The organism is Caulobacter sp. 05L422 (genome assembly GCF_056397765.1).
Genome location: NZ_JBFTOB010000013.1, coordinates 53,784 through 77,856, shown reverse-complemented (window position 1 = coordinate 77,856; position 24,073 = coordinate 53,784). Strand labels below are relative to the sequence as shown.

Here is a 24,073-nt window from a genome sequence, read left to right as displayed (position 1 = left end):
GGCGATCATGCCACTCTCCGGTTGGCGACGCGCAGGTTGGCGTGGGTGATGGCGACGGCCAGGGCGTCGGCGCAGTCGGCCGTGGTCTTGCCGGCGGTGGGCAGCAGGCGGGCGATCATGAAGCCGATCTGGGCCTTGTCGGCCGCCCCGGTGCCGACCACCGCCTTCTTGACCAGGCGGGTTGAATACTCGGCCACCAACAGACCGGCGCGCGCGGGCGCGATCAGGGCGGCGGCGCGGGCATGGCCCAGCTTCAGCGTCGACTGGGCGTTGGTGTTGAGGAACACCTCCTCGACCGCCGCCTCGTCGGGCTTGTGCTCGTCGATCACCGCGCAGATGCCCTCGAACAGGTGCAGCAGGCGCGAGGCGAAGTCGGCCTTCTCGTCGGGGACAATGACCCCGTGGGCGACGTGGCTCATGCGCGAGCCCTCGACGCTGACCACGCCCCAGCCGGTGCGGCGCAGGCCGGGGTCGAGCCCCAGGATCCGGATCGGGATGCGATTCGCGTTCATCATGTGTTCTCGCACCATCGCCTGGAAACCGCCCGAAGAAAAGGCGGAGGCGCGATCCAGCAAAACACGCGACTTAGCTAACGAAACCTTAAGCTTGGTCCCTCAGGCGGGGTTCAGGGCCGGGGCGCAGAACAGCCGGGCCAGCAGCAGGGCCTCGACGGCCGCGACGTCGACAGAGACGCACAGCTCGGCGTTGGGCTCGCCGTCGATCCGCTCGATGCGGCCCTGGTGCTCGCCGTCGGTCATCACCCGCAGGCGCACGGGCTCGAACACGAACAGCGAGGGGGCCACCAGGCTGGCGGCGACCACCGCGTCGTGCGGATGGCAGGCGGCCTCGATGCCCCAGGCTCGGCGGTGGAAGGCCATGTACGGCCCCATGGCCTTGTTCAGCCGCGCCGACAGCGGCGAACCGCACGTGGCCGCGCCCTCGGCCATGGCCTGGGCGGTCAGGGCGACCTGGGAACTGACGTCCAGCGGCACCAGGCGCGGCATGACCCCGCGCTCCAGCACCCGGGCCAGGGCCTCGGCGTCGCTCCAGCTGTTGAAGTCGGCCCCGCCCGCCGCCTTGCCCTCGACGGCGAAGGCCCCGGCCATCACGGTCGGCCGCCAGCCGCGAAAGGCGCCGGGATCCTCGAGCAGGCCCTGGGCCAGGTTGGTCAAGGGACCCAGGAACAATCCCGCCACCTTGGCCCGGGCCCGGAAGGCCAGCAGGGAGCCGCCCTGCCCCCGGTCCAGTTCGGGCAGCTTCCAGCGTTGGGAAAAGCCGGCGCCGTTCAGGCCGTCGACGCCGTGGGCCGGCCGCATCCGCTCGACGCGTCGCTTGGCCACCCCGGAACCGGCTCCGATATAGACCTCGGCCGGACAGCCCGCGAGGCGCAGCACGCCCCGGGCGTTGGCGGCGGCCTGATCGACATACGTGTTGCCGAACACCGCCGAGACCGAAACGATCTCCACCGCGTCGCGAGAGCGCGCCAGCATGGCCAGGGCCAGGGCGTCGTCCACGCCGCAGTCCGTATCGATGTGCAAGCGCAGCGGCATGGACCCAGCATAGCGCGGCCGGACGGGCGCCGGGAAGCCGCTCCGCCGTTCGGAGCGCGGGTTTTCAGCCCCCTTCCGGATGAGGCGGCCCCAGGATCAGCAGGGCGGGCGGCAGGCAGCAGAACGAGGCCACCACGAACAGCCAGGTCGCCGTCCGGAAAGCCTGGAAACCGCCCACGGCCAGGCGATGGTGCAGCCAGCGGGTCTGGACGCTGAGGTACCAGGCGACCGCCGCCAGACCGATCGCCACGCCCGCCAGTCGGGTCGAGGCGGTCGACGAGCCGATCAGGATGACGGCCACCGACAGCGACAGGGCGAAGGGCGCGGCGCACAGGCATTGCAGTTCGAACGGTTCGCGCAGCGTCGCGTGGTCGATCGGCCGGCCCTGGCGCCGCAGCGTGCCCGCCGCCATCACCAGCGGGAACAGGCTGAAGGCCAGGGCGCGGAACAGCAGCGGGCCGAGCCCCGAGGACACCGCCGCCTCGCCCAGCTGGCCGCGCAGGAACAGGTCCAGGGCGTGGGCCAGGAGGATGGAGATCACCAGGAACAGCGGCGGGCTGATCAGGTCGGGCGGCGCCCCCGCGGCGTTCGCGCCGGCCTCATCCCGTCCCGCCTGCGAGGGGGTCAGGGCCTCGGCCGGCCACAACAGCACCCGCCACAGGGTGCGCGGGTAAAACAGCAGCCCGGTCATCACCTCGTAGAGGATTTCCCCCATCGTTCGGAAGCGAAGACGTTCCATGACGTTCCCCAGCCCTGACAGCCCCGGAACCAAACACTCCAGCTTGAGGAATCCGCTCAGGGCCAGGTGGGCGGCCGAGAAGAAAATCAGGGAATCCCTGATTTTCAGTCTTTCCGGGGTTGAATGTCGAACTCCAACACGCGCGGGTCGCGACGCAGGACGTCCGAGAGGGCGTCCAGGCGCAGCACGCCCCTGCCGGAGAACGGCCCCGACAGCTCGAACACCGCTCCGCCGTCGGCCAGCTTCTGGCAGATCCGGGCGCCTTCCAGGTCGAAACCGTCCAGCAGGCGCCGCAGCTCGGGCTCGTCGATCAAGGCCTCGCGGCGCGAGCGCACGGTGATTTCGGCGAAGTTCTTCTGCGGCATGTGGCGGTCCAGCCAGCGGGCGCTGCTGAGCACCACCAGCGACAGCACCGTGCCGCCGACCGCCAACTCGTAGAGGCCCACGCCGAACAGGGTGCCGATCGCCGAGGTGATCCACAGCGACGCCGCCGTGGTCAGGCCGTGCACCGAGGCGCCCTGCTGGAAGATCACCCCGCCGCACAGGAAGCCGACCCCGGTCAGGATGCCGTGGGCCATGCGGACCGGATCGATCCGCACCACCTCGTTGGGCGCGCCCTCCAGCCAGGTGATCTGGTGCACCGCGCCCAGCATCAGCAGGGCCGAGGCCAGGGCCACCAGCATGTGGGTGCGCAACCCCGCCGGCCGGGCCCGATACTCCCGCTCGAACCCGATCGCCCCGCCGGCGACCAGGGCGCCGAGGATGGGCATGGCGAGCTGCAGGGGCGTGTCCATAGGGCGTGAACGGATGAATCGCCCTCTCGCTCCCTCTCCCCTTGCGGGAGAGGGTGGCCTCCGAAGGAGGTCGGGTGAGGGGTCGATGAACGCAAACGCCGCGCCAGCGGTCAGGCTGAGCGCGGCGTCAGTGTTTGAGAGACCCCTCATCCGTCGGCTGCGCCGACACCTTCTCCCGCAAGGGGAGAAGGAAAGGACCTAGCCCAGCTTCGCGGCGTCCTCGTCGCTGATCTCTTCGTTCGAGTAGACGGCCTGGACGTCGTCGTCGTCGTCCAGCGCGTCGAGCAGCTTCATCAAGGTGGCCACGGCGTCGCCGGTGACCGGGACCTGCATCTTCGGACGCCAGGCGATCTTGGTGTTCGACGCCGGGCCGAACTTGGCTTCCAGGGCGGCGGCCACCTCGTTGAGGTCCTCGAAGGCGGTGTAGACCGTGTGGCCCTCGCCCTCCTCGTCCATGTCCGACACCACGTCGTCGGCGCCGGCCTCGATGGCGGCTTCCATCATGGCGTCTTCGCTGGCGGCCTTGGCCGGATAGCTGACCTGGCCGACGCGGTCGTAGTTGAAGGTCACCGAGCCGGTGGCCCCCATGTTGCCGCCCATCTTGGTGAAGTAGGAGCGGACGTTGGCGGCGGCGCGGTTCTTGTTGTCGGTCAGCACCTCGACGATGATCCCGACGCCGCCGGCGGCCACGCCCTCGTAGCGGATTTCCGAATAGTCGGCCGCGTCGCCCATCTGCGACTTCTTGATCGCGCGGTCGATGACGTCCTTGGGCAGGCTTTCGGCCTTGGCGTTGTTCACGGCCAGGCGCAGGCGCGGGTTCATGTTCGGATCGGGCAGGCCCGCCTTGGCCGCCACGGTGATTTCCCGCGACAGCTTGGAGAACAGCTTGGAGCGCGCGGCGTCGGCGCGGCCCTTGCGGTGCATGATGTTCTTGAATTTCGAGTGGCCGGCCATTCGGAGGCTCTTCTCTGATCTGCGAAGTGAAAGGTAGGGCGCGCTTCTAGCGCTTGGCGCCCCATATTGTCATCCTCCAAGCTGCAGGCCCGCGTTGGAGACGTTTGATGACCCCGTCCGATTTTCTGTCCGAACCGTTCGATCCGGCTCGCCTCGGGGCTCTCGAGGCGCAGGACCAGGACGCGATCCACGCGGCCCACAAGCCCTCGGCGATCTCGACGGGCGCCGCCGCGACCGGAGCGCTGTCGACGGGCGCGGCCGCGCTGGGCGGCATGGCGGTCGGGGCCTTGGCGGTGGGGGCGTTGGCCATCGGCGCGCTGGCGATCGGACGCTTGTCGATCGGCAAGGCCCGGATCCGACGGCTGGAGATCGACGAGCTGATCGTGCGCCGCGTGTCGGAGCCCAAACCGCGGCGCTAGGGCTGGGGACAGGCGCATGCGCCTGTCCCCAATCGTATCCCGGCCTAGGCGACCTTCAGATCGACCTCGATATTGCCGCGCGTGGCCTTCGAATACGGGCAGACCTGGTGGGCGGCGTGCAGCAGCTTTTCGGCCGTCTCGGCGTCGAGGTCCGGAGCGTTGAGGGTCAGGCGGGCGCCGATGTGGAAGCCGGTGGCCTCCTCCTTGAACAGGTCGACCTCGACGTCGAGGCTGTGCTCGCCCAGCTTGACGCCTTCGCTCCGGGCGACCACGCCCAGCGCGCCCAGGAAGCAGGCCCCGTAGCCGGCCGCGAACAGCTGCTCGGGATTGGTGCCCTCGCCGTTGCCGCCCATCGACTTGGGGTAGCCCAGCTTGACGTCCAGGTGGCCGTCGTCGGTCTTGGCGGTGCCTTCGCGGCCGCCGACGGCGTGCGAGCGAGCGGTGTAGATGGCTGGCATGGGGGTGCTCCTTCGGGGATGAGGTCGTGGCGCGATCTTGCGGCCCAACGCGTGACAGGCGCAAGACGAAGGCTTGCTCCCTTGCGATGCGCCCGGCATGACTGCGGCGGGAACGTTCGCGGGGCGCACGATGCTCGATCGCCATGGGATCTGGTGCGCCGTCGCTGCGGCGACGCTAATCGCGCTGACGGCGACGTCGCGACCGACCCAGGCGGCGGAGCCGGCGCTCGCGCCGCAGGCCGCCATCACGCCCGAAGCATTGGCGCTCGGCCGCCGCTTGGGCGTGGCGCTGGGTGTGAGGCGCGGCCTGGACACCCTGTTCGACCGGAACTTGAAGGAGGCGCAGGCTGGCTTCGCCGAAGACGCGAAAGCGTATCCTTCGAACCGGCGACGCGAAATGCTGGATGCTTACGCGAGCGCGACGGAGGCGCCGAAGGCGTGGTTGATCGGCGCGGTGATGGACGACATGGCCCGCCTCTACGTCCAGACCCTGACGCCCGAGGACCTCACGCGCCTGGTTTCCTTCTATGAGAGCCCGCTAGGTCAGCAGGTTGTCACGACCGGCGCCCTTCCCGACGACTTCGAGATCATGAAGCAGACGCCCGGTCTGGACGAGGCCGCCGTGGCGCGTCTTCGCGCGGCGACGGCGCGGACCGTCGAGGTCGTGGACGCGGGCCTGGCTGGACGAATGGAGTCGTTCAACGATCAGGTCATGGCCCGGTTCTGTCCGACGTTCTGGGCCATGGGTCATGTCAGCGAAGCCTGCCCGCCGTCCCGCAAGCCTAGACCTCCGGGATAGTCTCCTTCAGCCGTCCGCCGACGCGGATCGGCTCGACGCGGACGGCCAGGCCGGTGCGGTCGTCGGTCTCGACGAACACGCCGCAGACCGTGGCCGGCCCCGAGGCGGGGGTGTAGCGGCCGCCGCTGATCTTGGTGGTGAACCGCCGCAGCGGCTCCTCCTTCTGGTTGCCGATCACGCTGTCGTAGTCGGCGCAGGCCCCGGCGTCGGTCTGGTAGGCCGTGCCGCCCGGCAGGATCTGGGCGTCGGCGGTCGGCACGTGGGTGTGGGTGCCGACGACCAGCGAGGCGCGGCCGTCGCAATAGTGGCCCATGGCCATCTTCTCGGACGTAGCCTCGCAGTGCATGTCGACCACCACCGCGTCGGCCACCTGGCCCAGCGGGGCCTTGTCCAGCTCGCGGTCGGCGGCGGCGAACGGGTCGTCCATGGCGTCCATGTGCACCCGGCCCAGCAGGTTGATCACCATGATGGTGCGGCCGCCCTCGGTCTGGAACAGGTGGCTGCCCCGGCCCGGCGCGTCCGACAGGATCGGATAGTTGGCTGGCCGGATCAGGCGCGGCTCGCGCACGATGTAGGTCAGGGCCTCGCGCTGGTCCCAGCTGTGGTTGCCCAGGGTCAGGCAGTCGGCCCCGGCCTCGAACAGCTCGCGGGCGGTGTTCTCGGTGATGCCGAAGCCGGCGGCGGCGTTCTCGGCGTTGATGATCACGAACTCGAGCCCGAGTTGGCGACGCAGGGCGGGAAGGTGGTCGGCCAGGCCATCGCGGCCCGACTTGCCCACGACGTCGCCGAAGAAAGCAAAACGCATGAATTTCAGTCCTCTTGGACGGCGATATACTCGCTTTCCGTCAGGATGGCGTCCAATCGTTGGTCGTGGGGCTCATCGGGCAGGCCCTGTGTCTCCTGTCCCACATAGGCGAGGCCCAGCACGAAGACGCTCTTGCGGGCGCGCAGGGCCTCCAGCGCCCGGTCGTAGTAGCCGCCGCCCTGGCCCAGGCGCCGCCCCTCGCGGTCGAAGCCCAGCAGGGGCGTGACCACCAGGTCGGGCTGGACGAGCGGGTGCTCGCGCGGCGGGGCGACCAGGCCGATGGCGTCGCGGACCAGCGCCTCGCCCGGCGTCCAGCGCCGGAACACCATGTGGCCGCCGCGGCCTTCGGGATCGGCGCCCTCCACGCTGGGCAGGGCCAGGGTCCACCCAGCCTCGGCCAGCCAGTCGGCCAGGGCGCGGGCCGGAATCTCCGAGCCCAGCCCGTGATAGACGGCCGCGACCTTGCCGTGCGGATCGGGAAACCGTTGCGTCAATGGCGCGCGGGCCACGTCCACGATCATCCAGTCGGCCTCGGGGTGTTCGAGGGCCAGTTCCTTGCGGCGGTTGCGGACGAACACGCGCAGGGCGGTCTTGGCGGCGGCGGGATCGACGATCGTCATGAGCCTTCCTCTGCCACCTCAGGCGGCGGGCCGCCAGGGGCGCAGGCGCGGCAGCCAGCGCGGCACGTGGCGGCGGAAGGTCTCGTAGGCGGGCCCGTAGTCGGCCAGCAGCCGGGGCTCTTCATAGAACACCACGAACAGATGCATGGTCAGCCAGGCGGCCGCGCCATAGGCCAGCAGCACGGCCTGGCCCAGCAGCAGCGCCTGACCCAGGATCAGGGCGACGACGGCCACGTACATCGGGTTGCGGACGAAGCGGTAGGCCCCGCCGACCACCAGGGTCTTGGTCGGGGCCACCGGCGCGGGCGTGCCGCGGCCCTCCAGGGCGAAACGGACGAAGGCCTCCAGCAGCACCGGGGCGGCCGCCAGGATCAGCACCCCGCCCAGCCAGCGCCCGGCCTCCAGCTCCAGCAGCGGCGGCGCGAACCGCCAATGGGTCAGCAGCCAGGGAACCAGCCCCGCCACCACGCCGGGGGCGACGACCAGGAACACGGCGCTGCCAATCAGGGCCTTGGATTTTTGCATGCGGATCCCGCGCTCGGAGCGTTCGGATCGGACGAGAATGGGGGAAGGTGGCGGCGCCGTGAAGAACCGTGAAGACGTTTCAATCCACTCGAACCTGTTAGTTACAGGTGGGCCCCGTGTTCCCGCAGCCACGGCCACGGGAGGGAACAGGTCCCGATAGAGAGATTAAGGTCCCTGGGAATAGAAATCTTCGACGAGGGCCACAGCTGACCCGCCGTTGAACAAGATAGGCGTTCGGGGGGCGTTGCGCCAGTGGGGCGTTGTCGCACTTGCCCCCTACGGGTCGCTTCGCGACCGTCTTCCCCCAGAGGGGGAAGAGGCGCGTCCTCCTCCCCCTATGGGGGTGGACAGACCGCGAAGCGGTCAGGTGGGGGCAAGTGGGTGAGCCTCAGCCCTTCACCATCTCTCCCATCACCGCCCGCCAGCCCTGCTCCGCCTCCGCCCCCGCCCGATCGAACGCCGCGCGCAGATGGCGGGTCTGGGCTTCGGTGAGTTCGGCTTCCAGCTTCTCGCCCTGCGGGGTCAGGCGAAGGTTCTTGACCCGGCGGTCCTCGGTCCCGGCCTCGGCGCGGACCAGGCCCATCTCCATCAATTGGCGCAGCGGCGCGTTCAGGGCCTGCTTGCTGACAGCCAGCAGGTCGAGCAGGCCGCGCACCGACACGCCTGGGCGATGACCCAGGAAATAGAGGATGCGGTGGTGCACCCGCCCCAGGCCGCGCTTTTCCAAAATCCGGTCAGGACGATCAGTAAAGCCGCGATAGGCGAAATAGAATTGCTCGATCGCGTCACGAATATCGTCCGAAGGGGCAGGATTATCTAGGTCAAGCATATTGACACAATAGGTCGCCCGGTCGCATCTTGTCGATAGGTCAAGGTCTTTGACACGTTTTTGGGACACCGGTGGAGGTCGGCGATGGCGCGGCTGTCGATGCGAAGTGCGGATATCAAGCCCTCGCCGGTGCGCGACATGCTCAACGTGGCGCAGCGCCCGGGCATGATCTCGTTCGCCGGCGGCCTGCCCTCGCCCGAGACCTTCGCCGGCCTGGACCTGCCCCCGCCGCCCCGCGACCTGCTGCAGTACGGCCCCACCGAGGGCGAGCCGGCCCTGCGCGCCAGGATCGCCGAGGACCTGTCCGCCCTGGGGCTCGACACCTCGGCCGACCGGGTGATGGTGCTGTCGGGCTCGCAGCAGGGCATCGACCTGGCCGCCAAGCTGGTGGTCGACGCCGGCACGACCCTGGCCGTGGAGTCGCCCGCCTACCTGGCCGCCCTGCAGGTGTTCCGCTTCTACGGGGCGAAGTTCGAGATCATTGATAGGGCCGCCCCCGGCGCCGGCTGGGCCGACGCCCCGCCCTCGATGGCCTACGTCATCCCGACCTTCCAGAACCCGTCCGGCCACTGCTGGAGCGCCGACGAGCGCCGGGCCATGGCGGCGGCCTGCCAAGCCAACGACGTGATCCTGTTCGAGGACGACCCCTATCGCGACCTGGTCTACGAGCCCAGCGACCGCACGCCGGTCTGCGCCGGCATGACGGGCGGCTCGTGGATCTACCAAGGCTCGTTCTCCAAGACCGTCGCACCGGGCCTGCGCCTGGGCTACCTGACCGCCTCGCCCGACCTGTTCCCGCTGCTGGTCCAGCTGAAGCAGGCGGCCGACCTGCACACCAACCGGCTCAGCCAATGGATGGTGCTGCAATATCTGAACGACCCCGGCCGGGCCGAGCGGATGGCCCAGGTCGCCGCCCTCTACCGCCGCAAGCGCGACGCCTTCGCCGACGCCCTGACCCGGCATCTGGGCGCCCGGGCCTCGTGGTCGCTGCCGCCGGGCGGGCTGTTCTTCTGGCTGACCCTGGCGGGCGAGGTCGACGTCGAGGACCTGCTGAAGCGATCGGTCGAGCGCGGCGTGCTGTTCACCCCCGGCAGTCACTTCCTGGCCGAGGGCGGCGCCAGCGCGACGATCCGCCTGAACTTCAGCCTCGCCGAGCCCGAGGCCGCCGAGCGGGGGCTGGCGATCCTGGCGGAACTGCTAGGGGATTAGCGGGGCCGAACGCCGGTCTCCGACTTGGTGATCGACACAAAGCGTGTCACCCACGACGCAAGTCGGAGAACAAGACATGCGCCTGGCCCTGCTCGCCACGCTGATGCTGGCCCTGGCCGCCGGCGCGCCGGCCGCAGCCCGGGAGCCCTTCGCCTGGCCGAAGGGCAAGCGCGCGGCCATCGTGCTGACCTATGACGACGCCATGCCCTCGCAACTCGCGGTCGCGATCCCGCAACTGGACGCGGCGGGACTGAAAGGCACCTTCTTCCTGGACGCCGACAGCCTGACGCCGGCCGAGATCCTGCGGTGGCGGGGCGCGGCGCGGAGCGGCCACGAACTGGGCAACCACTCGGTGAACCACCCCTGCCCGCGCGCCATGCTGCCGCGCGCCGAGCACTATGTGACCGAGACCTACGACGCCCGGTCGATGCTGGCCGAGATCGGGGTGATGAACGCCGTGCTGTTCGGTGTCGACGGCGCCACGGCGCGGACTTACGCTTATCCGTGCAGCCAGAGCCTGGTCGGCGGCGAGGACTATCACGACGGCCTGCGCGGCTCGGGACTGGTCCGCTACGCGCGGACCGGCGGCGACGCCTATCGCTCGGTCGTGACGGACGCGGCGGGGCTGGACGCCTTCGCCGTGCCCAGTTGGGGTCCCGTCGACCACCCGGACGGCGCCCAGCTGATCGCCTATGTCGAGCGCGTGCGCGCCGCCGGCGGCCTGGGCGTGCTGCAGTTCCACGGGGTGGGCGGCGACTATCTCGAGGTCTCGGCCGAGGCGCACCATCAGCTTCTGGAGCATCTCAAGCGCAGCCCCGACATCTGGGTCGCGCCGTTCCAGCAGGTGATGGACTACGTGACCGCCCCCAGCGCACGTTGAGCGGCGCCGCCCCTGGACGTTCGCGCAGGACGTGTTAGCCTCGACCTATGCGAGCATTGCATCCGGGCGCATCCTGGATGCAATCGACGAGGGAGGCCTCCATGACGCTCACTGAACGCCCCTGGTACGCCTACGTCAGCCTGCTCGCCATCATCGTCGGGCTGGGCCTTTCGGTCATTCCCTTGCACGGGACGCAGATCTCGCCCGAGTGGCGCTGGGGCGTGACAATCGGCTTCGGGGTCGTGACCCTGACGATCGCCATACTGAACGACTGGGCGCACGTGCTGCCCGGCATCGATCGCGGCTCGTTCGACTACTACACCCTGGCCCATTTCAGCGCCGGCCTGGCGTTCGGCGCCTGGTGCATGCCGCTGTGGTGGGTGGTCATCGTGGTGGTGGGCTGGGAGTTCTACKAGAAGTACGTCCCCGGCTGGGGCGAGAACGAGAAGCTGTCCAACCGCATCGTCGACATTTCCGTCGCCCTGATCGGCTGGCTGCTGGTGGCAGGCTTCGGCACGGGCTGGAAGCTGCCCCTGTTCCTGAACTGAGGCGCTCCTGAACCGAGGCCGGCGGAGGACCGCCCCCGCCGCCCCTAGCCCTGGACCAGGGCCTCGATCTTCTCGGACGCGGCGTCCAGGGCCTTGATCGCGCGGATCTCGACGCGGGTCTGTTCGGTCTGCAGGCGGGCCAGTTCCGACTGGGCGTGGGCCAGGCGCAGCTTCAGGTCCGACAGCTCGTCGGCCAGCAGCAGGGCGCCCATCAGGAACAGCCGGGTCTCGCCCAGCTGGCCGACGTCCTGGCTGACCTGGCGGACCTGGCGGTCGAACAGGCGGGCGATTTCCAGCAGATGGGCTTCCTGCCCGTCCTCGCAGCCGACGGTGTAGGGTCGGCCGTTCACCTGGATGGTCAGTTGGGCCATGGCTCAGGCCTCCCTTTCCGTGACGCCGTCGTCGAGGCCGCCGAACAGGTCGCCCGCCCCGTCTTCGGCGTCGGGCGCGCCCTCTTCGTCTTCCCCGAGGTCTTCCCCAGGATCCTCTTCGTCGTCGTCATGGACGCCTTCGGTGATCAGGCTCTCGTCGCCCAGGGCGGCGCGGATCTCGGCGATGGCGCGGCCCAGGGCCTCGGAGGCCTGCTCGCCGGCCTCTTCCAGGGCCTTTTCGCGGGCCCGCGCGGCCTCGAGGTCGACAGCCAGGCGCGCGGCCCGGGACTCGGCCTCGACATCGAACAGGCCCGGATCGCCGGACTCGCCGCTCGAGGCGCCCGACGCCGCGGCGGCGGCGGCGGCGGCGGCGGCCGAGAACGCGGCCAGGCGCGCGGTGCGCTCGGCCGTGATCTTCTGTTCCAGCTGGCCGACGGCGCGCTCCAGGCGCCGTGCGGCCAGTTCGAGGGCGTTCCCTTCGCCCGGGGTCATCGGCATCGTCCAAACTTCATGCAGCGCAACATATAGACTGCCACCCGCTTCGCCACCCGCCATGGCGACAATTGGGCGATGAAAGCGTGCGGATAACAATAGGTCATCCTATGTGAGCGCTCGCGGAGGTTTCTTGGGGTTGACTTCCCCGCCCCGCACCGCAAAACGCGCTGCAAAATCAAGGTAACGTCGGTCGCCTGGACCGAACGCTCGTTAGGAGAAAGACCTCATGGCCATTCGCGTCGCCATCAACGGCTTCGGCCGGATCGGACGTCTCGTCCTGCGTTCCATCGCCGAGCACGCGCGCCGCGACATCGAGGTCGTCGCCATCAACGACCTGGGCCCCGTCGAGACCAACGCCCACCTGCTGCGCTACGACAGCGTCCACGGCCGCTTCCCGGGCGTCGTCACGTCGGGCGAGGACTGGATCGACGTCGGGATGGGCAAGATCAAGGTCACGGCGATCCGCGACCCGAAGGACCTGCCGCACAAGGACCTGAACGTCGACATCGCGTTCGAGTGCACGGGCATCTTCACCGCCCGCGACAAGGCCGCCCTGCACCTGGAAGCCGGCGCCAAGCGCGTGCTGGTCTCGGCTCCGGCCGACGGCGCCGACAAGACCATCGTCTACAAGGTCAACCACGAGACCCTGACCGCCGACGACATCGTCGTCTCCAACGGTTCGTGCACCACCAACGCCCTGGCCCCGGTGGCCAAGGTCCTGCACGACCTGGTCGGCATCGAGCGTGGCTACATGACCACGATCCACAGCTACACCGGCGACCAGCCCACGCTGGACACCATGCACAAGGACCTCTACCGCGCCCGCGCCGCGGCCCTGAGCATGATCCCCACCTCGACCGGCGCCGCCAAGGCCCTGGGCCTGGTGCTGCCGGCCCTGAAGGGCAAGCTGGACGGCTCGTCGATCCGCGTCCCGACCCCGAACGTCTCGGTCATCGACCTGAAGGTCGTGCCGTCGCGCGACACCACGGTCGAGGAAGTGAACAACGCCCTGAAGGCCGCCGCCGACGGCGACATGAACGGCGTGCTGTTCACCACCACCGACCCGCTGGTCTCGTCGGACCTGAACCACATCGCCGCCAGCTCGACGGCCGCCCTGCCTCAGACCCAGGTCATCGAGGGCAAGCTGGTCCGCGTGCTGAGCTGGTACGACAACGAATGGGGCTTCGCGACCCGCATGGCCGACACGGCCCTGGTGATGGCGAAGTTCCTGTAAGACGAAAGAACCCCCGCCCCTCCAGAGGGCGGGGGTTTTTCTTCACCAGACCGCCGAGGATCGATGTCGACCACCTCCGTCCAGACGCCGCTGAGAGCCTCCTGGCGCGCTCGCCTCTGGACGTGGGTGGTGTCGATCGCCCTGACCCTGTCGGCGCTGGGCTGCGCCTTCGGCGGCGCCATGGCGACATGCCATGTGCTGGGCGGCGCCTATGCCCCCGGCCAGGCCATCCCGCCTGTCCGGGTTTTGGGTTCCAACTTCGCGTACGACCCCCAACCCATGATGCCGTTCTTCGCCCTCGGCTGGCTCGTCGCCTTGGGGCTGCATGCCTACGCCTCGCGCCGACGGCGCATGGGCCTTCTCCACATCCTGGTCCCGGCCGGGGTTTTCCTGCTGAGCGCGCTGCTGGCCTTCCGCGGCGCCGATGTCTGCACCTCACTCTGATTGGATAGCGTCATGCCCTTCCGCACCCTCGACACCGCCGACCTCGCCGGCAAGCGCGCCCTGGTCCGGGTGGACTTCAACGTGCCGGTCGACGGCGGCAAGATCACGGACGACACCCGCCTGCGCGCGGCCCTGCCGACCATCCACTACCTGTCGACCAAGGGCGCCAAGGTCATCCTGCTGGCCCACTTCGACCGGCCCAAGGGCAAGGTGGTCCCCGAGATGAGCCTGGCCTTCGTGGCCGAGCCGCTGGGCAAGCTGCTGGAGCAGGAAGTCGCCTTCGCCGCCGACTGCGTGGGCCCCAAGGCCAAGGCCGTGGTCGACGCCATGGAGAACGGCGGCGTGGCCCTGCTGGAGAACGTCCGCTTCCACGCCGGCGAGGAAAAGAACGACCCCGACTTCGCCGCCCAGCTGGCGGCCAACGGCGACCTCTATGTCAACGACGCCTTCAGCGCCGCCCACCGCGCCCACGCCTCGACCGAAGCCCTGGCCCGCATCCTGCCGTCCTATCCGGGCCTGGCCATGCAGCGCGAGCTGGACGCCCTGGACGCCGCCCTCGGCAATCCCCGCAAGCCCGTGCTGGGCATCGTCGGCGGTTCCAAGGTCTCGACCAAGCTGGACCTGCTCAACAACCTGGTCGCCAAGCTGGACCGCCTGGCGATCGGCGGCGGCATGGCCAACACCTTCCTGTTCGCCCAGGGCCATGACGTCGGCGGCAGCCTCTGTGAAAAGGACCTGGCCGACACCGCCCGCCAGATCATCGCCACGGCGCAGAAGTCGGGCTGCGAACTGCTGCTGCCGATCGACGTGGTGGTGGCCAAGAAGGTCGCCCCCGGCGTCGACGCCGAGACCCGCGAGCTGGCCGACGTCCAGCCCGACGACCTGATCCTGGACGCCGGTCCCAAGAGCGCCCAGCGGCTTATCGAAGCCATGGAATCGAGCAATACGCTGATCTGGAACGGCCCCCTGGGCGTTTTCGAGGTGCCGCCTTTCGACGAAGCGACTGTTTCTGCGGCAAAACACGCCGCCAAACTCGCGAAATCGGGTAAGATCGTCGCCGTTGCCGGCGGCGGTGATACCGTGGCGGCCTTGAACCACGCGGGCGTGTCGGGCGATTTCACCTTCGTCTCGACCGCCGGCGGCGCGTTTCTTGAATGGATGGAAGGCAAGACGCTCCCGGGTGTCTCAGCCTTGGAAGTCTAAGGAGGAAACGGCTCGCGGCGCGTCTCAGGAGGGCGCGCCGAACCGAAAATACGGACACCACAGAGGTCCGGAAAACTTGGGCAAAGAACGCATCAGCGTCGGGCCCCAACAACAAGAAACGACCCAATTCACTCACGCTTGCAGGAGAACACCACGTGGCGAGGATCACGCTAAGACAGTTGCTGGATCATGCGGCGGAGCATGACTACGCGTTGCCGGCCTTCAACATCAACAACATGGAACAGGGCCTGGCGATCATGGAGGCGGCGGAAGCCGTGAACTCCCCGGTCATCATCCAGGCCTCGCGCGGCGCGCGGAACTACGCCAACGACATCATGCTGGCCCGGATGATCGACGCCCTGGCCGAAATCTATCCCAACATCCCGGTGTGCATGCACCAGGACCACGGCAACGGCCCGGCGACCTGCGCCACGGCGATCCAGTACGGCTTCACCTCGGTGATGATGGACGGCTCGCTGATGGAGGACGCCAAGACCCCCGCCACCTACGAATACAACGTCGAGGTCACCCGCAAGGTGGTCCAGATGGCCCACAGCTGCGGCGTCTCGGTCGAGGGTGAACTGGGCGTCCTCGGCTCGCTGGAAAGCGGCATGGGCGAGGCCGAGGACGGCCACGGCTTCGAGGGGGTCCTCTCGCACGACGAGCTGCTGACCGACCCCGACCAGGCGGTCGACTTCGTGCAGCAGACCGGCGTCGACGCCCTGGCCATCGCCATGGGCACCAGCCACGGGGCCTACAAGTTCACGCGCAAGCCGGACGGCGACGTCCTGGCCATGAACGTGATCGAGGAGATCCACCAGCGCCTGCCCAACACCCACCTGGTGATGCACGGCTCGTCCAGCGTTCCGCAGGACCTGCAGGACATCATCAACCAGTACGGCGGCGCCATCCCGCAGACCTGGGGCGTGCCGGTCGAAGAGATCCAGCGCGGCATCAAGCACGGCGTGCGCAAGGTCAATGTCGACACCGACAACCGCCTGGCCATCACCGGCGCGATCCGCAAGATCCTGACCGAGCACCCGCACGAGTTCGACCCGCGCGCCTATCTCAAGCCCGCCAAGGAAGCGATGCGCAAGGTCTGCCAGGCCCGGTTCGTCGAGTTCGGCTCGGCCGGCCACGCCGACAAGATCAAGGCGCTGTCGACCGCGACCATGGCCAAGCGCTACACGTCGGGCGAGCTGCACGCCAAGTTCGGCGCCACGGCGAAGAAGGCGGCGGCCGAGTAGGCTTTCGCGCTTTCGCTGAAATGACGAGGCCTCCCAGGGCGACCTGGGAGGCCTTTTCGTTTGGCCGCTAGTCTTCCACCGCCGGCGTCAGGCGCGCCAGCTCGCCGTGTCGCGCCTCCAGGCGCATGGGCCGGCCGCGCACCCAGAGCCGGTCGATCTGGATCGCCTCCCAGCCGGCCGGCAGGACCACCGGCGCCTTGGACCAGGTTTCCGGCTCGCCCTCGCCCGGCTCCAGGCGCGGGAAGCCCAGCACCAGGCTCGACAGGAAGCCGCCCATGTTGGCGAAGAACGGGCCGGCTTGCGGCTGTTCGGGAAACCGGTCGGGGCGGTATTCAAGGATTTGGGCAAAGCGGCCGCTCTCGAACTTGGCGTAGCCGTCGTCCAGCAGCTTCAGCGCCAGCGCCCGGTCGCCGGTCCGCGCCGCCCAGGCGCCGTACAGGGCCGACAGCATCGGGCTGCCGACATAGGTGTCGGCCAGATCGAGATAGAACCTCAGGGTCGCCTGCTCGTCTTCGGGGTCCAGGCGGTAACCGAACGGCCACACGCCCATCAGCGGGTCGGGCGTGCCGCCCTTCTCCTCGGTCTTGCGATAGCCGTCGTGCGAGACGAACACCCGGTCGCGGCGCGGCAGGACCATGCCGTCGGCGACGATCCGCCAGCGCGGGTCGACCGACCGGCCAAGACGCTCGCCGACCCGGACGGCGTCGTTCAGCACCACCACGGCGGCCATGTTGGTGAAGGCGGCGTTGTCGACCGGCTGCTCGCGCTCGGCGATGCCCATGGAGGCACGGATCTCGTAGCCCTCGGCGGTCTTGTGGGCGCGCGAGACGATCCACTCGGCGACGCCGGCCAGGACCGGCCAGGCCTTCTCGCGCCGAAACTCGCCCTCGCCGGTCGCGTCCGCGAACAGGGCGAAGGCCCGAGCCACGTCCAGCGAGACGTGATCCTCGTGCCAGCACGCCGTGCCCGGCAAGGGCGCGGCCTCCTCCCCCTTCGACGGCGAGCTCTCCCACGGGAACTGCGCGCCCTGCCGGCCCATCAGCCGGGCGTTCGTCTTCGCGGACTCGAGGTAACGGAAGCGGTAGTCCAGCAGGGCGTGGGCCGCCTGGGGCTGGACCAGGGTCAGGACCGGCGCGGCGAAGGCCTCGATGTCCCACATCACGTGGCCGTAATAGTAGTGATAGTCGTGCCAGGTGGCCAAGCCGAAGATCGAGGTCGAGGCGCACGACGAGGCGTGGACCGAGGTGTTCAGGTAGAAGAAGGCCGCGTCGGCCAGGGCCTGCCAGCGGTCGTCGGCCCCCACCAGCCGCACCCGGCCCTTCCACAGTTCGTCCCAGGCCGCGTGGTTCTCGGCGCGGATGGCGTCGAAGCCGTCGTGCCGGGCCTTGGCGGCCATCCGCCCCGCCTGCTCGTCCGGGCGACCGTGCATGGCGCTGGGCACGAGGCTGGTGATCTGCCGCAGGCGATAGCGGGTCCGCGCGCCGGCGCGGAAGGCGTAGGTGGTGATCAGGCCCTTGCCGTCCAGGGCCGGACGCACCGGCTCGACGCCCGCCGCCGCGCCGCCGGAAATCTCGGTGACATAGGCCAGGCCAAGACGGCCAAGGCCGCCCGCCGACTCCCACAGCAGGGTGCCGTCAACGTCGGCCTTCCCCTCGCCGGGCGTGTCGCGCAGGAACCTCAGCGCCCGGCCCAGGACGCCGGTGGTCTCGACGCCCGCGCGAACCTGCAGGTCGCAGGCGCCGTCGACCTCGAGCGTCGTCTCCTGGCAGACCAGGGTCGGGTCCTCGCGGCTGGCGAAGGTCAGCACCGTGCAGGTCAGGCGGCGCTCGCCGGCCTGGAAGACGAACCGGCTGGTCAGCTCGCCCGCGGCGAAATCGTAGGCCTGTTCGAGATCGGTGACTTGATGGGGCAGATCGGACAGCCAGGCCCCATCGATGGCGATGTCGCCGGCCAGGGGATAGGGCGCGGGCGTCGCGCCCTCGATCCGCCGCTCTGGGTCCTCGCCGGCATAGCCGCTGACGATCGTCATGCCCGCCTGCAAAGGCTGACAGCGCACGCGCAGGCCGATCAGGCCGTTGCTGACATAGGCGGGCAGTTCACGACCGCTCGGGCCGGACGCAGACGGCGGACTGATGGGACGGGACATGGCGGACTCCGACGACTCCGACTCCAGACGTGCTCGACGTGAGCCAAACACCCTGCGGGTCGGAAGGTTCGGAACGCCGTTCTGGTCAGGTCGCCGAGCCGGGCGGATAGGCGTGCGCGCCGCCGTTCGGGTCCTCGACCTCGCCCTCGACGGCCAGGTAGTCCGGCCCGATCGGAACCTTGCCGTGACCGTCGGGGATGTCGAGGACATAGGTCGGCTGGCAGAGCCCTGAGAACCGGCCGCGGATGGCGCGCATCAGGGCGCGGCCTTCCTCGACCGTGGTGCGCAGGTGGGCGGTGCCGGGGGCGTGGTCGCCGTGATGCAGGTAGTAGGGCCGGATGCGGTTCTCGACGAAGCCGCGCATCAGGGCGCCCAGCGTCTCGGGATCGTCGTTGACGCCCTTCAGCAGCACGGTCTGGCTCAGCATCGGGATCCCGGCGTCGACGATCCGGGCGACCGCGGCGCGGGCCGCGTCGGTCAGTTCGCGCGCGTGGTTGGCGTGCAGGGCCACATAGACGGTCTTGCCGCTGGACTTCAGCGCCTGGACCATCGCGTCGGTGATCGCCGCCGGGTCGACCACCGGGATGCGGGTGTGGAACCGCACGACCTTCACATGGTCGATCCCGGCCAGCCGTTCGCCCAGGTCGCGCAGCCGGCGGGGCGACAGCACCAGCGGGTCGCCGCCGGTGACGATCACCTCCCAGATCTCCGGGTGGGCGGCGATGTAGGCGAAGGCCGCGTCCAGGCTTGAAGGCGACAGGTTGGCCAGGCCCTCGGGCCCGACCATTTCGCGGCGGAAGCAGAACCGGCAATAGACCGCGCAGGTGTGGGTGGGCTTCAGCAGCACGCGGTCGGAATAGCGGTGGACGATCCCCTCGACCGGACTGTGGGCCTCGTCGCCGATCGGGTCGGCGACCTCGCCGGGGCTTTCCAGCAGCTCGGCCTCGCTGGGCGTGAACTGGCGGGCGATCGGGTCGGACTCGTTGGCCGGGTCGATCAGGTCGGCCATGTCCGGGGTGATCGCCACGGCGTAGCGGGCCGCCACGGCCTCGAGCGCCGGCAGCCGCTCGGGAGCGATCAGGCCGGCTTCGGCCAGCGCGGCGGCGCTGCGGAGGGTGCGGGCGGCGGTCATGAGGCGCGGGATATGGCCGATTAGGCCCGTTGGCGCAATGCGACGGGCTAGCCGAGGTCCTCGACGAAGGTCCGGCGCCGACTCTCGACCGCCCCTTTCAGCAGCCGCCGGAAGGTCGGGCACTCCATGTGGCTGGGAGCGGGACAGGCGACGGCGTGGCGCAGGCCGTCGCGCAGCCCGGAGAGGCGGCGGATCGTCCGGTCCAGGTCGTCGGCCTTGGCCGAGAGCTGCACGCGCTTGAGGCTGACCCGGCCTGCCGTGTCGAACATGCCGGCGATCTCGTCCAGCGAGAAGCCGGCCGTCTGGGCCAGGGCGATCAGCGACAGGCGCTCCAGCACGCTGGGCTCGAACAATCGCTTCAGCCCTCGCCGGCCGATCGAGGCGATCAGGCCTTTTTCCTCGTAGTAACGGAGCCTGGAGGCCGCCATGCCCGTTCCCCGAGCCACCTGCGCGATGTCGAGAAGTTTCACGGTTGACCTCAAGTCGGCTTGAATTCGTAGCCTCGTCGATAGCCCACATTGAAGCAAGGAGGACCGCGCGTGACGGAAGCGAACCAGGCCCAGGCCCAACTCTGGAACAGCCAGGCCGGCCACAACTGGGTCGAGCAGAACGCCCTGCTCGATCGCCTGTTCACGCCCTTCGAGCGGCCATTGATCGACGCGGTGCAAGGCGCGCAAGCGGTGCTCGACGTCGGCTGCGGCGCCGGCGCGACCACCTTCGCCGTGGCCCGGAACCTGGATCCGGGGGGCCGCTGCACCGGCGCAGACATTTCCGTTCCGCTGATTGAGCGGGCCCGACAGCGGGCGAGCGAGACGGGCGCCGGGAATACAGACTTCCTGCTCGCCGACGCCCAGACCCACGACTTCCAGTCCCAGACCTTCGACGCGGTGATCTCGCGGTTCGGGGTGATGTTCTTCGACGATCCCGTCGCCGCTTTCGCCAACCTGCGGCGGGCCTCGCGGACGGACGCGGACCTGGCGTGCATCGCCTGGCGCGGCCGCGAGGACAACCCGTTCATGACCGCGGCCGAACGGGCAGCCGCCCCGCTGCTGCCCGAAGCGCCGCCGCGCGATCCCGCCGCGCCGGGCCAGTTCGCCTTCGCCGACCCCGGCCGGGTGGAAGGAATCTTATCGACGGCCGGGTGGCGGGACGTGGACATCCAGCCGCTCGACGTCGCCTGCACAATGACGGTGGACGACCTGGAAACCTATATGACCCGCGTGGGACCGGTCAGCCTGGCGCTGCCTGACCTGGACGAAGATCGCCGCCGCGCGGTGATCGACGCCGTATGGCGTGGGTTCCAGCCCTTCCTGACCGACGGCGAGGCGCGGTTCACCGCCGCCTGCTGGATGGTGCGGGCGCGGGCCTAACCCGCCACCGGCGTCCACAGCACCTGGTCCACCCGCGAGGCGCCCGCCGCCAGCATCACCAGCCGGTCGAAGCCCAGGGCCGAGCCCGAGGCGTTGGGCATGATCGCCAGGGCGGCCAGGAAGTCCTCGTCCAGCGGATAGCGCTCGCCATAGACCCGGGCCTTCTCGTCCATCTCGGCCTCGAAGCGGCGGCGCTGCTCGCCGGCATCGGTCAGCTCGCCGAAGGCGTTGGCCAGCTCGACCCCGCAGGCATAGAGCTCGAACCGCTCGGCCACGCGCGGGTCGCCGGGCTTGGGTCGGGCGAGAGCCGCCTCGGCGGTCGGGTATTCGCAGAGGATCGTGGCGCGGCCGATGCCGAGGTTCGGCTCGACCTTCTCGACGATGACCCGGCTGAACACGTCGGCCCAGGTGTCGTCATCGGCGACACGGATGCCGGCGGCCTTCGCGGAAGCGGCGAGAGCGTCACGGTCGGTCGCCCCAGCCCCGTCGATCGAGGCCAGCAGATCGACGCGTGCATGCCGTTCGAACGCCTCCGCCACCGTCACCCGCTCGGGCGCGGCGAACGGATCGCAGACATGGCCCCGAAAGCGGAATTGGAGGGTTCCCACGGTTTCCGCCGAAAGCGCCAACAGCGCCGCGCAGTCGTCCATCAGGGTCTGGTAGGGCGCGTCGACCCGGTACCATTCCAGCATGGTGAACTCCGGATGGTGCAGCGCCCCGCGCTCGCGGTTGCGCCAGACCTTGCCGAAATCGAAGATCCTGGTCTCGCCCGCCGCCAGCAGCTTCTTGCACGAGAACTCCGGCGAGGTGTGCAGGTAGAGCGGCGCGCTTTCGCCGGAAAGCGTCAGGGCCGCCGTCTCGAAGGCGTGCAGATGGGCCTCGTTGCCGGGCGAGACCTGCAGGGCCGCGGTCTCGACCTCCAAGAAGTCCTGCCCCTCGAACCAGACCCGGAACGCGCTCTTGATCCGGTTGCGGGCCAGCAGGAACGGCCGCCGGTCGGCGTGGTTTTCGGGCCGCCACCAGGGCGAAGGAAAGGCTGTCGGCACGGGGCGTCCCTTAGAGCGTGGCAGCCGAAAGTGTGAGCGGTTTCGGCGCCTGCCACGCTCTAAACTTTAAAACAGGAGCCTTTTAGACGCCTCACGCGATTTCGCGTGAGGCTAAAGGCTCCGGTCGGGGGGTGGCGAACTTGGCGAGGATCGCTATAGGAGGGCGATATCTAACGCAATTCGCGGCCAAGGCCGCCGCGAGATCCAAGGACGCACTACGTGACCAAAGTCGCCGCCAGCTCGCTCCGGAAAGGCTTTGTCGTCGATATGGACGGCAAGCTCTACGTCGTTCTCAACGTCGAAAACATCCACCCCGGCAAGGGCACCCCGGTCACCCAGCTGAACATGCGCCGCATCGCGGACGGCGTGAAGGTGTCGGAACGCTACCGCACCACCGAGCAGGTCGAGCGCGCCTTCGTCGACCAGCGCGACCACACCTTCCTGTACAAGGACGGCGAGGGCTATCACTTCATGAACCCGGAAAGCTATGACCAGCTCGTGGCGACCGAAGAGGTGATCGGCGACCTGGGCGCCTATCTGCAGGAAAACATGACCGTCGTCCTGTCGACCCACAACGACGTCCCGATCGCCCTGGAGCTGCCGCGCACCGTGACGCTCGAGATCGTCGAGACCGAACCGTCGGTGAAGGGCCAGACCGCCTCGTCGTCGTACAAGCCGGCGATCCTCAGCAACGGCGTGCGCACCATGGTGCCGCCGTACATCGCCTCGGGCACCCGGGTGATCATCCTGACGGAAGACGGCTCGTACCAGGAACGCGCCAAGGACTAAGCTTCGATCAGTCCTCCTTCTCCCCTTGCGGGAGAAGGTGTCGGCGCCAGCCGACGGATGAGGGGTCGCACCGGTGAAAGCCGTGCGGCCCTTCTTCGTTCAACCGCCGAGAAACCCCTCATCCGACCGCCTTCGGCGGCCACCTTCTCCCGCAAGGGGAGAAGGAAGGAGTCACCACCGCAACGCCCACTTCCCCACCACCGCCCCCAGCGCCCCGGTGCCCAGCACCCCCAGGGTGTACCAGGTGCCCACGAACACCATCGTGCTCTCGCCGCAGTGCAGGCCATAGACCGTGGCCGCCAAGCCGCCGGCGAAGGCCCCGGCCGCGAAGCCGGCCAGACCCGGGCGGGTGGGGGCCATGCCGCGCAGCACCACCAGCGTCGCCGCCAAGCCCGGCAGGGCCAGGGTGAGGATGTAGCGGAAGCAGACCTTCCACGATCCGCCCATCATCATCGACCGACGATGCTCCCAGTCGGCGACCAGCCATTGGCCAAAGCCCATGCCGACGAACAGCGCCAGCACCAGGGCCCCGAACAGCAACGCCTTGCGCGGCGCGCCGTTCGGCCGCGCCAGGCGCTCCAGCGCCCAGAAGCCCGCCACGCCCAGCAGGGCGGTGTACATCGCCTTCATCCAGAACATCCGGCCGGTCATGGCCTGGGCCAGGTCCTGCCGCGTGCCCAGCCAGGCCAGCACCATGACCAGGGCGGCCAGGCCGCCGGCCACGGCCACGGCCACGAACCGGCGCTGCACCGCCCCGGCCGGGATGGCGCGCGGTTCGGCCGCCAGCTGATCGATCAGATCATCCGTCCGCACGACCGCGCATCCTTTCTCCGAGACTCTTCAGCGCCCGGTGCAGGGCGACCTTGGCCGCGCCCTCGCTCACGCCGGCCCGTTCGCCGGCCTCGGCCAGGCTGAGGCCCTCGATCTTGACGTCGCGCACCAAATTGCGCTGGCGCTCGGGCAAGGTCTCCAGCGCCTTGTCCAGGTCCATGGCCGAGCCGGGCTCGGGGGCGTAGGCGGCCAGGACCTCGACATAGTCGTCGATGGGCAGGGTCACCCGCACCTTCCGCCGCCGCCAGTGGTCGATCAGCTTGTAGCGCGCCAGGGCGAAGGCCCAGGGGGTGAACGGCTGGGCGCGATCGTAGGTCGCGCGCCGCGTATGCACCGCCATCAGGGTCTCTTGCACCAGGTCCTCCACATCGCCGGGAGCGTCGCGCATGCGACGCTCGAAATAGACGCGGAGCCGGCCACCGAGTTGAGACAGCAACAGCCGATAGGCCGGGGCGTCGCCGTCCAGGCCCAGCAGCATCAGCGCCTTCAGGGCGGCCTCGGTTTCCGTCACGCCTCCCCCTTGTTCGCGCGAGACGGCCCGATGGTTACACCGCGTCGCGGACGGCGGGAACCGGGGCCCGACATCGTCCGGTGTTTTTTGGTCCGCCGCTTTTTTGTTCGGATACCGGTGTAACC

Annotated in this window: 29 protein-coding genes; 11 read left to right on the top strand and 18 right to left on the bottom strand. The window is 69.3% G+C overall.

The features are described 5' to 3' along the window. Window positions 1-5: 5 nt before the first annotated feature. The 5 genes from ruvC to AC1DMQ_RS13850 all read right to left on the bottom strand — a co-directional run bounded on the left by ruvC (window position 6) and on the right by AC1DMQ_RS13850 (window position 4,037). The gene (ruvC, locus tag AC1DMQ_RS13870) at window positions 6-527 is read right to left on the bottom strand and encodes a crossover junction endodeoxyribonuclease RuvC (protein WP_477034213.1); all 522 of its coding nucleotides are present in this window, start codon (window positions 525-527) and stop codon (window positions 6-8) included. 87 nt (window positions 528-614) lie between these two features. Continuing rightward, window positions 615-1,550: a nucleoside hydrolase gene (locus AC1DMQ_RS13865; RefSeq protein WP_477034141.1), complete on the bottom strand. Its 936-nt coding sequence runs from the start codon at window positions 1,548-1,550 to the stop codon at window positions 615-617. Between the two features lie 64 nt (window positions 1,551-1,614). Continuing rightward, on the bottom strand, window positions 1,615-2,289 hold the full coding sequence (locus AC1DMQ_RS13860; RefSeq protein ID WP_477034140.1) for a hypothetical protein: 675 nt from the start codon (window positions 2,287-2,289) through the stop codon (window positions 1,615-1,617). Between the two features lie 104 nt (window positions 2,290-2,393). Beyond that, entirely contained in the window at window positions 2,394-3,059 is a 666-nt protein-coding gene (locus AC1DMQ_RS13855; protein ID WP_477034139.1) for an MgtC/SapB family protein, read from the bottom strand. Between the two features lie 222 nt (window positions 3,060-3,281). Beyond that, window positions 3,282-4,037, bottom strand: a complete 756-nt coding sequence (locus AC1DMQ_RS13850) for a YebC/PmpR family DNA-binding transcriptional regulator (protein WP_477034138.1) — start codon at window positions 4,035-4,037, stop codon at window positions 3,282-3,284. Between the two features lie 107 nt (window positions 4,038-4,144). On the opposite strand from AC1DMQ_RS13850, the gene AC1DMQ_RS13845 reads away from it, so the two are divergent. Next, window positions 4,145-4,456 carry a hypothetical protein gene (locus tag AC1DMQ_RS13845; RefSeq protein ID WP_477034137.1) on the top strand — a complete coding sequence of 104 codons (312 nt, stop codon included), beginning with the start codon at window positions 4,145-4,147 and terminating at the stop codon, window positions 4,454-4,456. A 44-nt stretch (window positions 4,457-4,500) separates the two neighbouring features. Here the strand turns inward: AC1DMQ_RS13845 and AC1DMQ_RS13840 are convergent, their stop codons facing one another. After that, on the bottom strand, window positions 4,501-4,914 hold the full coding sequence (locus tag AC1DMQ_RS13840; protein ID WP_477034136.1) for an organic hydroperoxide resistance protein: 414 nt from the start codon (window positions 4,912-4,914) through the stop codon (window positions 4,501-4,503). Between the two features lie 130 nt (window positions 4,915-5,044). On the opposite strand from AC1DMQ_RS13840, the gene AC1DMQ_RS13835 reads away from it, so the two are divergent. After that, window positions 5,045-5,713, top strand: coding sequence for a DUF2059 domain-containing protein (locus AC1DMQ_RS13835; protein ID WP_477034135.1), 669 nt, complete (start codon window positions 5,045-5,047; stop codon window positions 5,711-5,713). Here AC1DMQ_RS13835 and AC1DMQ_RS13830 read toward each other — a convergent pair. The 4 genes from AC1DMQ_RS13830 to AC1DMQ_RS13815 all read right to left on the bottom strand — a co-directional run bounded on the left by AC1DMQ_RS13830 (window position 5,697) and on the right by AC1DMQ_RS13815 (window position 8,492). Beyond that, a complete protein-coding gene (locus AC1DMQ_RS13830; protein WP_477034134.1) occupies window positions 5,697-6,518 on the bottom strand; it encodes a TIGR00282 family metallophosphoesterase in 822 nt (273 codons plus the stop codon). The two genes, AC1DMQ_RS13835 and AC1DMQ_RS13830, sit on opposite strands and share 17 nt — an antisense overlap. A 5-nt stretch (window positions 6,519-6,523) precedes the next feature. Continuing rightward, entirely contained in the window at window positions 6,524-7,138 is a 615-nt protein-coding gene (locus AC1DMQ_RS13825; RefSeq protein ID WP_477034133.1) for a 5-formyltetrahydrofolate cyclo-ligase, read from the bottom strand. Window positions 7,139-7,156: 18 nt separating this feature from the next. Next, window positions 7,157-7,663 (bottom strand): methyltransferase family protein, encoded by a 507-nt coding sequence (locus AC1DMQ_RS13820; RefSeq protein WP_477034132.1) that lies wholly within the window; start codon window positions 7,661-7,663, stop codon window positions 7,157-7,159. Window positions 7,664-8,051: 388 nt separating this feature from the next. Beyond that, window positions 8,052-8,492, bottom strand: a complete 441-nt coding sequence (locus AC1DMQ_RS13815) for a MarR family winged helix-turn-helix transcriptional regulator (RefSeq protein WP_477034131.1) — start codon at window positions 8,490-8,492, stop codon at window positions 8,052-8,054. A gap of 99 nt (window positions 8,493-8,591) precedes the next feature. Here AC1DMQ_RS13815 and AC1DMQ_RS13810 point away from each other — a divergent pair, with 99 nt between their 5' ends. The 3 genes from AC1DMQ_RS13810 to AC1DMQ_RS13800 all read left to right on the top strand — a co-directional run bounded on the left by AC1DMQ_RS13810 (window position 8,592) and on the right by AC1DMQ_RS13800 (window position 11,129). Beyond that, complete coding sequence (locus AC1DMQ_RS13810; RefSeq protein ID WP_477034130.1) at window positions 8,592-9,701, top strand: aminotransferase-like domain-containing protein; 1,110 nt, start codon at window positions 8,592-8,594, stop codon at window positions 9,699-9,701. A 76-nt stretch (window positions 9,702-9,777) separates the two neighbouring features. Next, window positions 9,778-10,581 (top strand): polysaccharide deacetylase family protein, encoded by an 804-nt coding sequence (locus AC1DMQ_RS13805; RefSeq protein WP_477034129.1) that lies wholly within the window; start codon window positions 9,778-9,780, stop codon window positions 10,579-10,581. Window positions 10,582-10,682: 101 nt separating this feature from the next. Further along, window positions 10,683-11,129 (top strand): hypothetical protein, encoded by a 447-nt coding sequence (locus AC1DMQ_RS13800; RefSeq protein ID WP_477034128.1) that lies wholly within the window; start codon window positions 10,683-10,685, stop codon window positions 11,127-11,129. A 44-nt stretch (window positions 11,130-11,173) separates the two neighbouring features. Here AC1DMQ_RS13800 and AC1DMQ_RS13795 read toward each other — a convergent pair whose 3' ends face one another. Further along, window positions 11,174-11,500 (bottom strand): cell division protein ZapA, encoded by a 327-nt coding sequence (locus tag AC1DMQ_RS13795; RefSeq protein WP_012284839.1) that lies wholly within the window; start codon window positions 11,498-11,500, stop codon window positions 11,174-11,176. A gap of 3 nt (window positions 11,501-11,503) precedes the next feature. Then, window positions 11,504-11,992, bottom strand: coding sequence for a hypothetical protein (locus tag AC1DMQ_RS13790; RefSeq protein WP_477034127.1), 489 nt, complete (start codon window positions 11,990-11,992; stop codon window positions 11,504-11,506). Between the two features lie 229 nt (window positions 11,993-12,221). Between AC1DMQ_RS13790 and gap the strand changes: the two genes are divergently transcribed. From gap to fba, 4 genes are all read left to right on the top strand, one after another. Next, window positions 12,222-13,229, top strand: a complete 1,008-nt coding sequence (gene gap / locus AC1DMQ_RS13785; RefSeq protein ID WP_477034126.1) for a type I glyceraldehyde-3-phosphate dehydrogenase — start codon at window positions 12,222-12,224, stop codon at window positions 13,227-13,229. 129 nt (window positions 13,230-13,358) lie between these two features. After that, a complete protein-coding gene (locus AC1DMQ_RS13780; protein WP_477034125.1) occupies window positions 13,359-13,673 on the top strand; it encodes a hypothetical protein in 315 nt (104 codons plus the stop codon). Between the two features lie 12 nt (window positions 13,674-13,685). Next, window positions 13,686-14,876 (top strand): phosphoglycerate kinase, encoded by a 1,191-nt coding sequence (locus AC1DMQ_RS13775; RefSeq protein WP_477034124.1) that lies wholly within the window; start codon window positions 13,686-13,688, stop codon window positions 14,874-14,876. 155 nt (window positions 14,877-15,031) lie between these two features. Beyond that, window positions 15,032-16,123 carry a class II fructose-bisphosphate aldolase gene (gene fba, locus AC1DMQ_RS13770; protein ID WP_477034123.1) on the top strand — a complete coding sequence of 364 codons (1,092 nt, stop codon included), beginning with the start codon at window positions 15,032-15,034 and terminating at the stop codon, window positions 16,121-16,123. A 67-nt stretch (window positions 16,124-16,190) separates the two neighbouring features. Here fba and AC1DMQ_RS13765 read toward each other — a convergent pair whose 3' ends face one another. The 3 genes from AC1DMQ_RS13765 to AC1DMQ_RS13755 all read right to left on the bottom strand — a co-directional run bounded on the left by AC1DMQ_RS13765 (window position 16,191) and on the right by AC1DMQ_RS13755 (window position 19,871). Then, a complete protein-coding gene (locus AC1DMQ_RS13765) occupies window positions 16,191-18,269 on the bottom strand; it encodes a glycoside hydrolase family 65 protein (protein WP_477034122.1) in 2,079 nt (692 codons plus the stop codon). An 85-nt stretch (window positions 18,270-18,354) separates the two neighbouring features. Further along, a complete protein-coding gene (locus AC1DMQ_RS13760) occupies window positions 18,355-19,401 on the bottom strand; it encodes a lysine-2,3-aminomutase-like protein (RefSeq protein ID WP_477034121.1) in 1,047 nt (348 codons plus the stop codon). A 47-nt stretch (window positions 19,402-19,448) separates the two neighbouring features. Continuing rightward, window positions 19,449-19,871 (bottom strand): helix-turn-helix domain-containing protein, encoded by a 423-nt coding sequence (locus AC1DMQ_RS13755; protein ID WP_477034120.1) that lies wholly within the window; start codon window positions 19,869-19,871, stop codon window positions 19,449-19,451. A gap of 69 nt (window positions 19,872-19,940) precedes the next feature. On the opposite strand from AC1DMQ_RS13755, the gene AC1DMQ_RS13750 reads away from it, so the two are divergent. Continuing rightward, complete coding sequence (locus AC1DMQ_RS13750; protein ID WP_477034119.1) at window positions 19,941-20,771, top strand: class I SAM-dependent methyltransferase; 831 nt, start codon at window positions 19,941-19,943, stop codon at window positions 20,769-20,771. On the opposite strand, the gene epmA is transcribed toward AC1DMQ_RS13750, so the two are convergent. Beyond that, window positions 20,768-21,817, bottom strand: coding sequence for an EF-P lysine aminoacylase EpmA (gene epmA / locus AC1DMQ_RS13745; protein ID WP_477034118.1), 1,050 nt, complete (start codon window positions 21,815-21,817; stop codon window positions 20,768-20,770). The two genes, AC1DMQ_RS13750 and epmA, sit on opposite strands and share 4 nt — an antisense overlap. Before the next feature lie 219 nt (window positions 21,818-22,036). Here epmA and efp point away from each other — a divergent pair, with 219 nt between their 5' ends. Further along, window positions 22,037-22,606: an elongation factor P gene (efp, locus tag AC1DMQ_RS13740; RefSeq protein ID WP_477034117.1), complete on the top strand. Its 570-nt coding sequence runs from the start codon at window positions 22,037-22,039 to the stop codon at window positions 22,604-22,606. A 171-nt stretch (window positions 22,607-22,777) separates the two neighbouring features. Here the strand turns inward: efp and AC1DMQ_RS13735 are convergent, their stop codons facing one another. Together AC1DMQ_RS13735 and AC1DMQ_RS13730 are read right to left on the bottom strand one after the other, a co-directional pair. Next, window positions 22,778-23,419, bottom strand: a complete 642-nt coding sequence (locus tag AC1DMQ_RS13735) for an NrsF family protein (RefSeq protein ID WP_477034116.1) — start codon at window positions 23,417-23,419, stop codon at window positions 22,778-22,780. Beyond that, complete coding sequence (locus AC1DMQ_RS13730) at window positions 23,406-23,948, bottom strand: sigma-70 family RNA polymerase sigma factor (protein WP_477034115.1); 543 nt, start codon at window positions 23,946-23,948, stop codon at window positions 23,406-23,408. The genes AC1DMQ_RS13735 and AC1DMQ_RS13730 overlap by 14 nt, the downstream gene beginning before the upstream one ends. Window positions 23,949-24,073 lie beyond the last annotated feature (125 nt).

Excerpts from the sequence above, each read along its gene's own strand:
- AC1DMQ_RS13850 (WP_477034138.1), bottom strand. The coding sequence starts at position 4,037 with ATGGCCGGCCACTCGAAATTCAAGAACATCATGCACCGCAAGGGCCGC.
- AC1DMQ_RS13775 (WP_477034124.1), top strand. The coding sequence starts at position 13,686 with ATGCCCTTCCGCACCCTCGACACCGCCGACCTCGCCGGCAAGCGCGCC.
- AC1DMQ_RS13820 (WP_477034132.1), bottom strand. The coding sequence starts at position 7,663 with ATGCAAAAATCCAAGGCCCTGATTGGCAGCGCCGTGTTCCTGGTCGTC.
- AC1DMQ_RS13795 (WP_012284839.1), bottom strand. The coding sequence starts at position 11,500 with ATGGCCCAACTGACCATCCAGGTGAACGGCCGACCCTACACCGTCGGC.
- AC1DMQ_RS13865 (WP_477034141.1), bottom strand. The coding sequence starts at position 1,550 with ATGCCGCTGCGCTTGCACATCGATACGGACTGCGGCGTGGACGACGCC.
- AC1DMQ_RS13855 (WP_477034139.1), bottom strand. The coding sequence starts at position 3,059 with ATGCCCATCCTCGGCGCCCTGGTCGCCGGCGGGGCGATCGGGTTCGAG.
- AC1DMQ_RS13860 (WP_477034140.1), bottom strand. The coding sequence starts at position 2,289 with ATGGAACGTCTTCGCTTCCGAACGATGGGGGAAATCCTCTACGAGGTG.
- AC1DMQ_RS13760 (WP_477034121.1), bottom strand. The coding sequence starts at position 19,401 with ATGACCGCCGCCCGCACCCTCCGCAGCGCCGCCGCGCTGGCCGAAGCC.
- AC1DMQ_RS13825 (WP_477034133.1), bottom strand. The coding sequence starts at position 7,138 with ATGACGATCGTCGATCCCGCCGCCGCCAAGACCGCCCTGCGCGTGTTC.
- gap (WP_477034126.1), top strand. The coding sequence starts at position 12,222 with ATGGCCATTCGCGTCGCCATCAACGGCTTCGGCCGGATCGGACGTCTC.
- AC1DMQ_RS13830 (WP_477034134.1), bottom strand. The coding sequence starts at position 6,518 with ATGCGTTTTGCTTTCTTCGGCGACGTCGTGGGCAAGTCGGGCCGCGAT.
- AC1DMQ_RS13790 (WP_477034127.1), bottom strand. The coding sequence starts at position 11,992 with ATGACCCCGGGCGAAGGGAACGCCCTCGAACTGGCCGCACGGCGCCTG.
- AC1DMQ_RS13765 (WP_477034122.1), bottom strand. The coding sequence starts at position 18,269 with ATGTCCCGTCCCATCAGTCCGCCGTCTGCGTCCGGCCCGAGCGGTCGT.
- AC1DMQ_RS13840 (WP_477034136.1), bottom strand. The coding sequence starts at position 4,914 with ATGCCAGCCATCTACACCGCTCGCTCGCACGCCGTCGGCGGCCGCGAA.
- AC1DMQ_RS13805 (WP_477034129.1), top strand. The coding sequence starts at position 9,778 with ATGCGCCTGGCCCTGCTCGCCACGCTGATGCTGGCCCTGGCCGCCGGC.
- AC1DMQ_RS13815 (WP_477034131.1), bottom strand. The coding sequence starts at position 8,492 with ATGCTTGACCTAGATAATCCTGCCCCTTCGGACGATATTCGTGACGCG.
- AC1DMQ_RS13845 (WP_477034137.1), top strand. The coding sequence starts at position 4,145 with ATGACCCCGTCCGATTTTCTGTCCGAACCGTTCGATCCGGCTCGCCTC.
- AC1DMQ_RS13835 (WP_477034135.1), top strand. The coding sequence starts at position 5,045 with ATGCTCGATCGCCATGGGATCTGGTGCGCCGTCGCTGCGGCGACGCTA.
- AC1DMQ_RS13810 (WP_477034130.1), top strand. The coding sequence starts at position 8,592 with ATGCGAAGTGCGGATATCAAGCCCTCGCCGGTGCGCGACATGCTCAAC.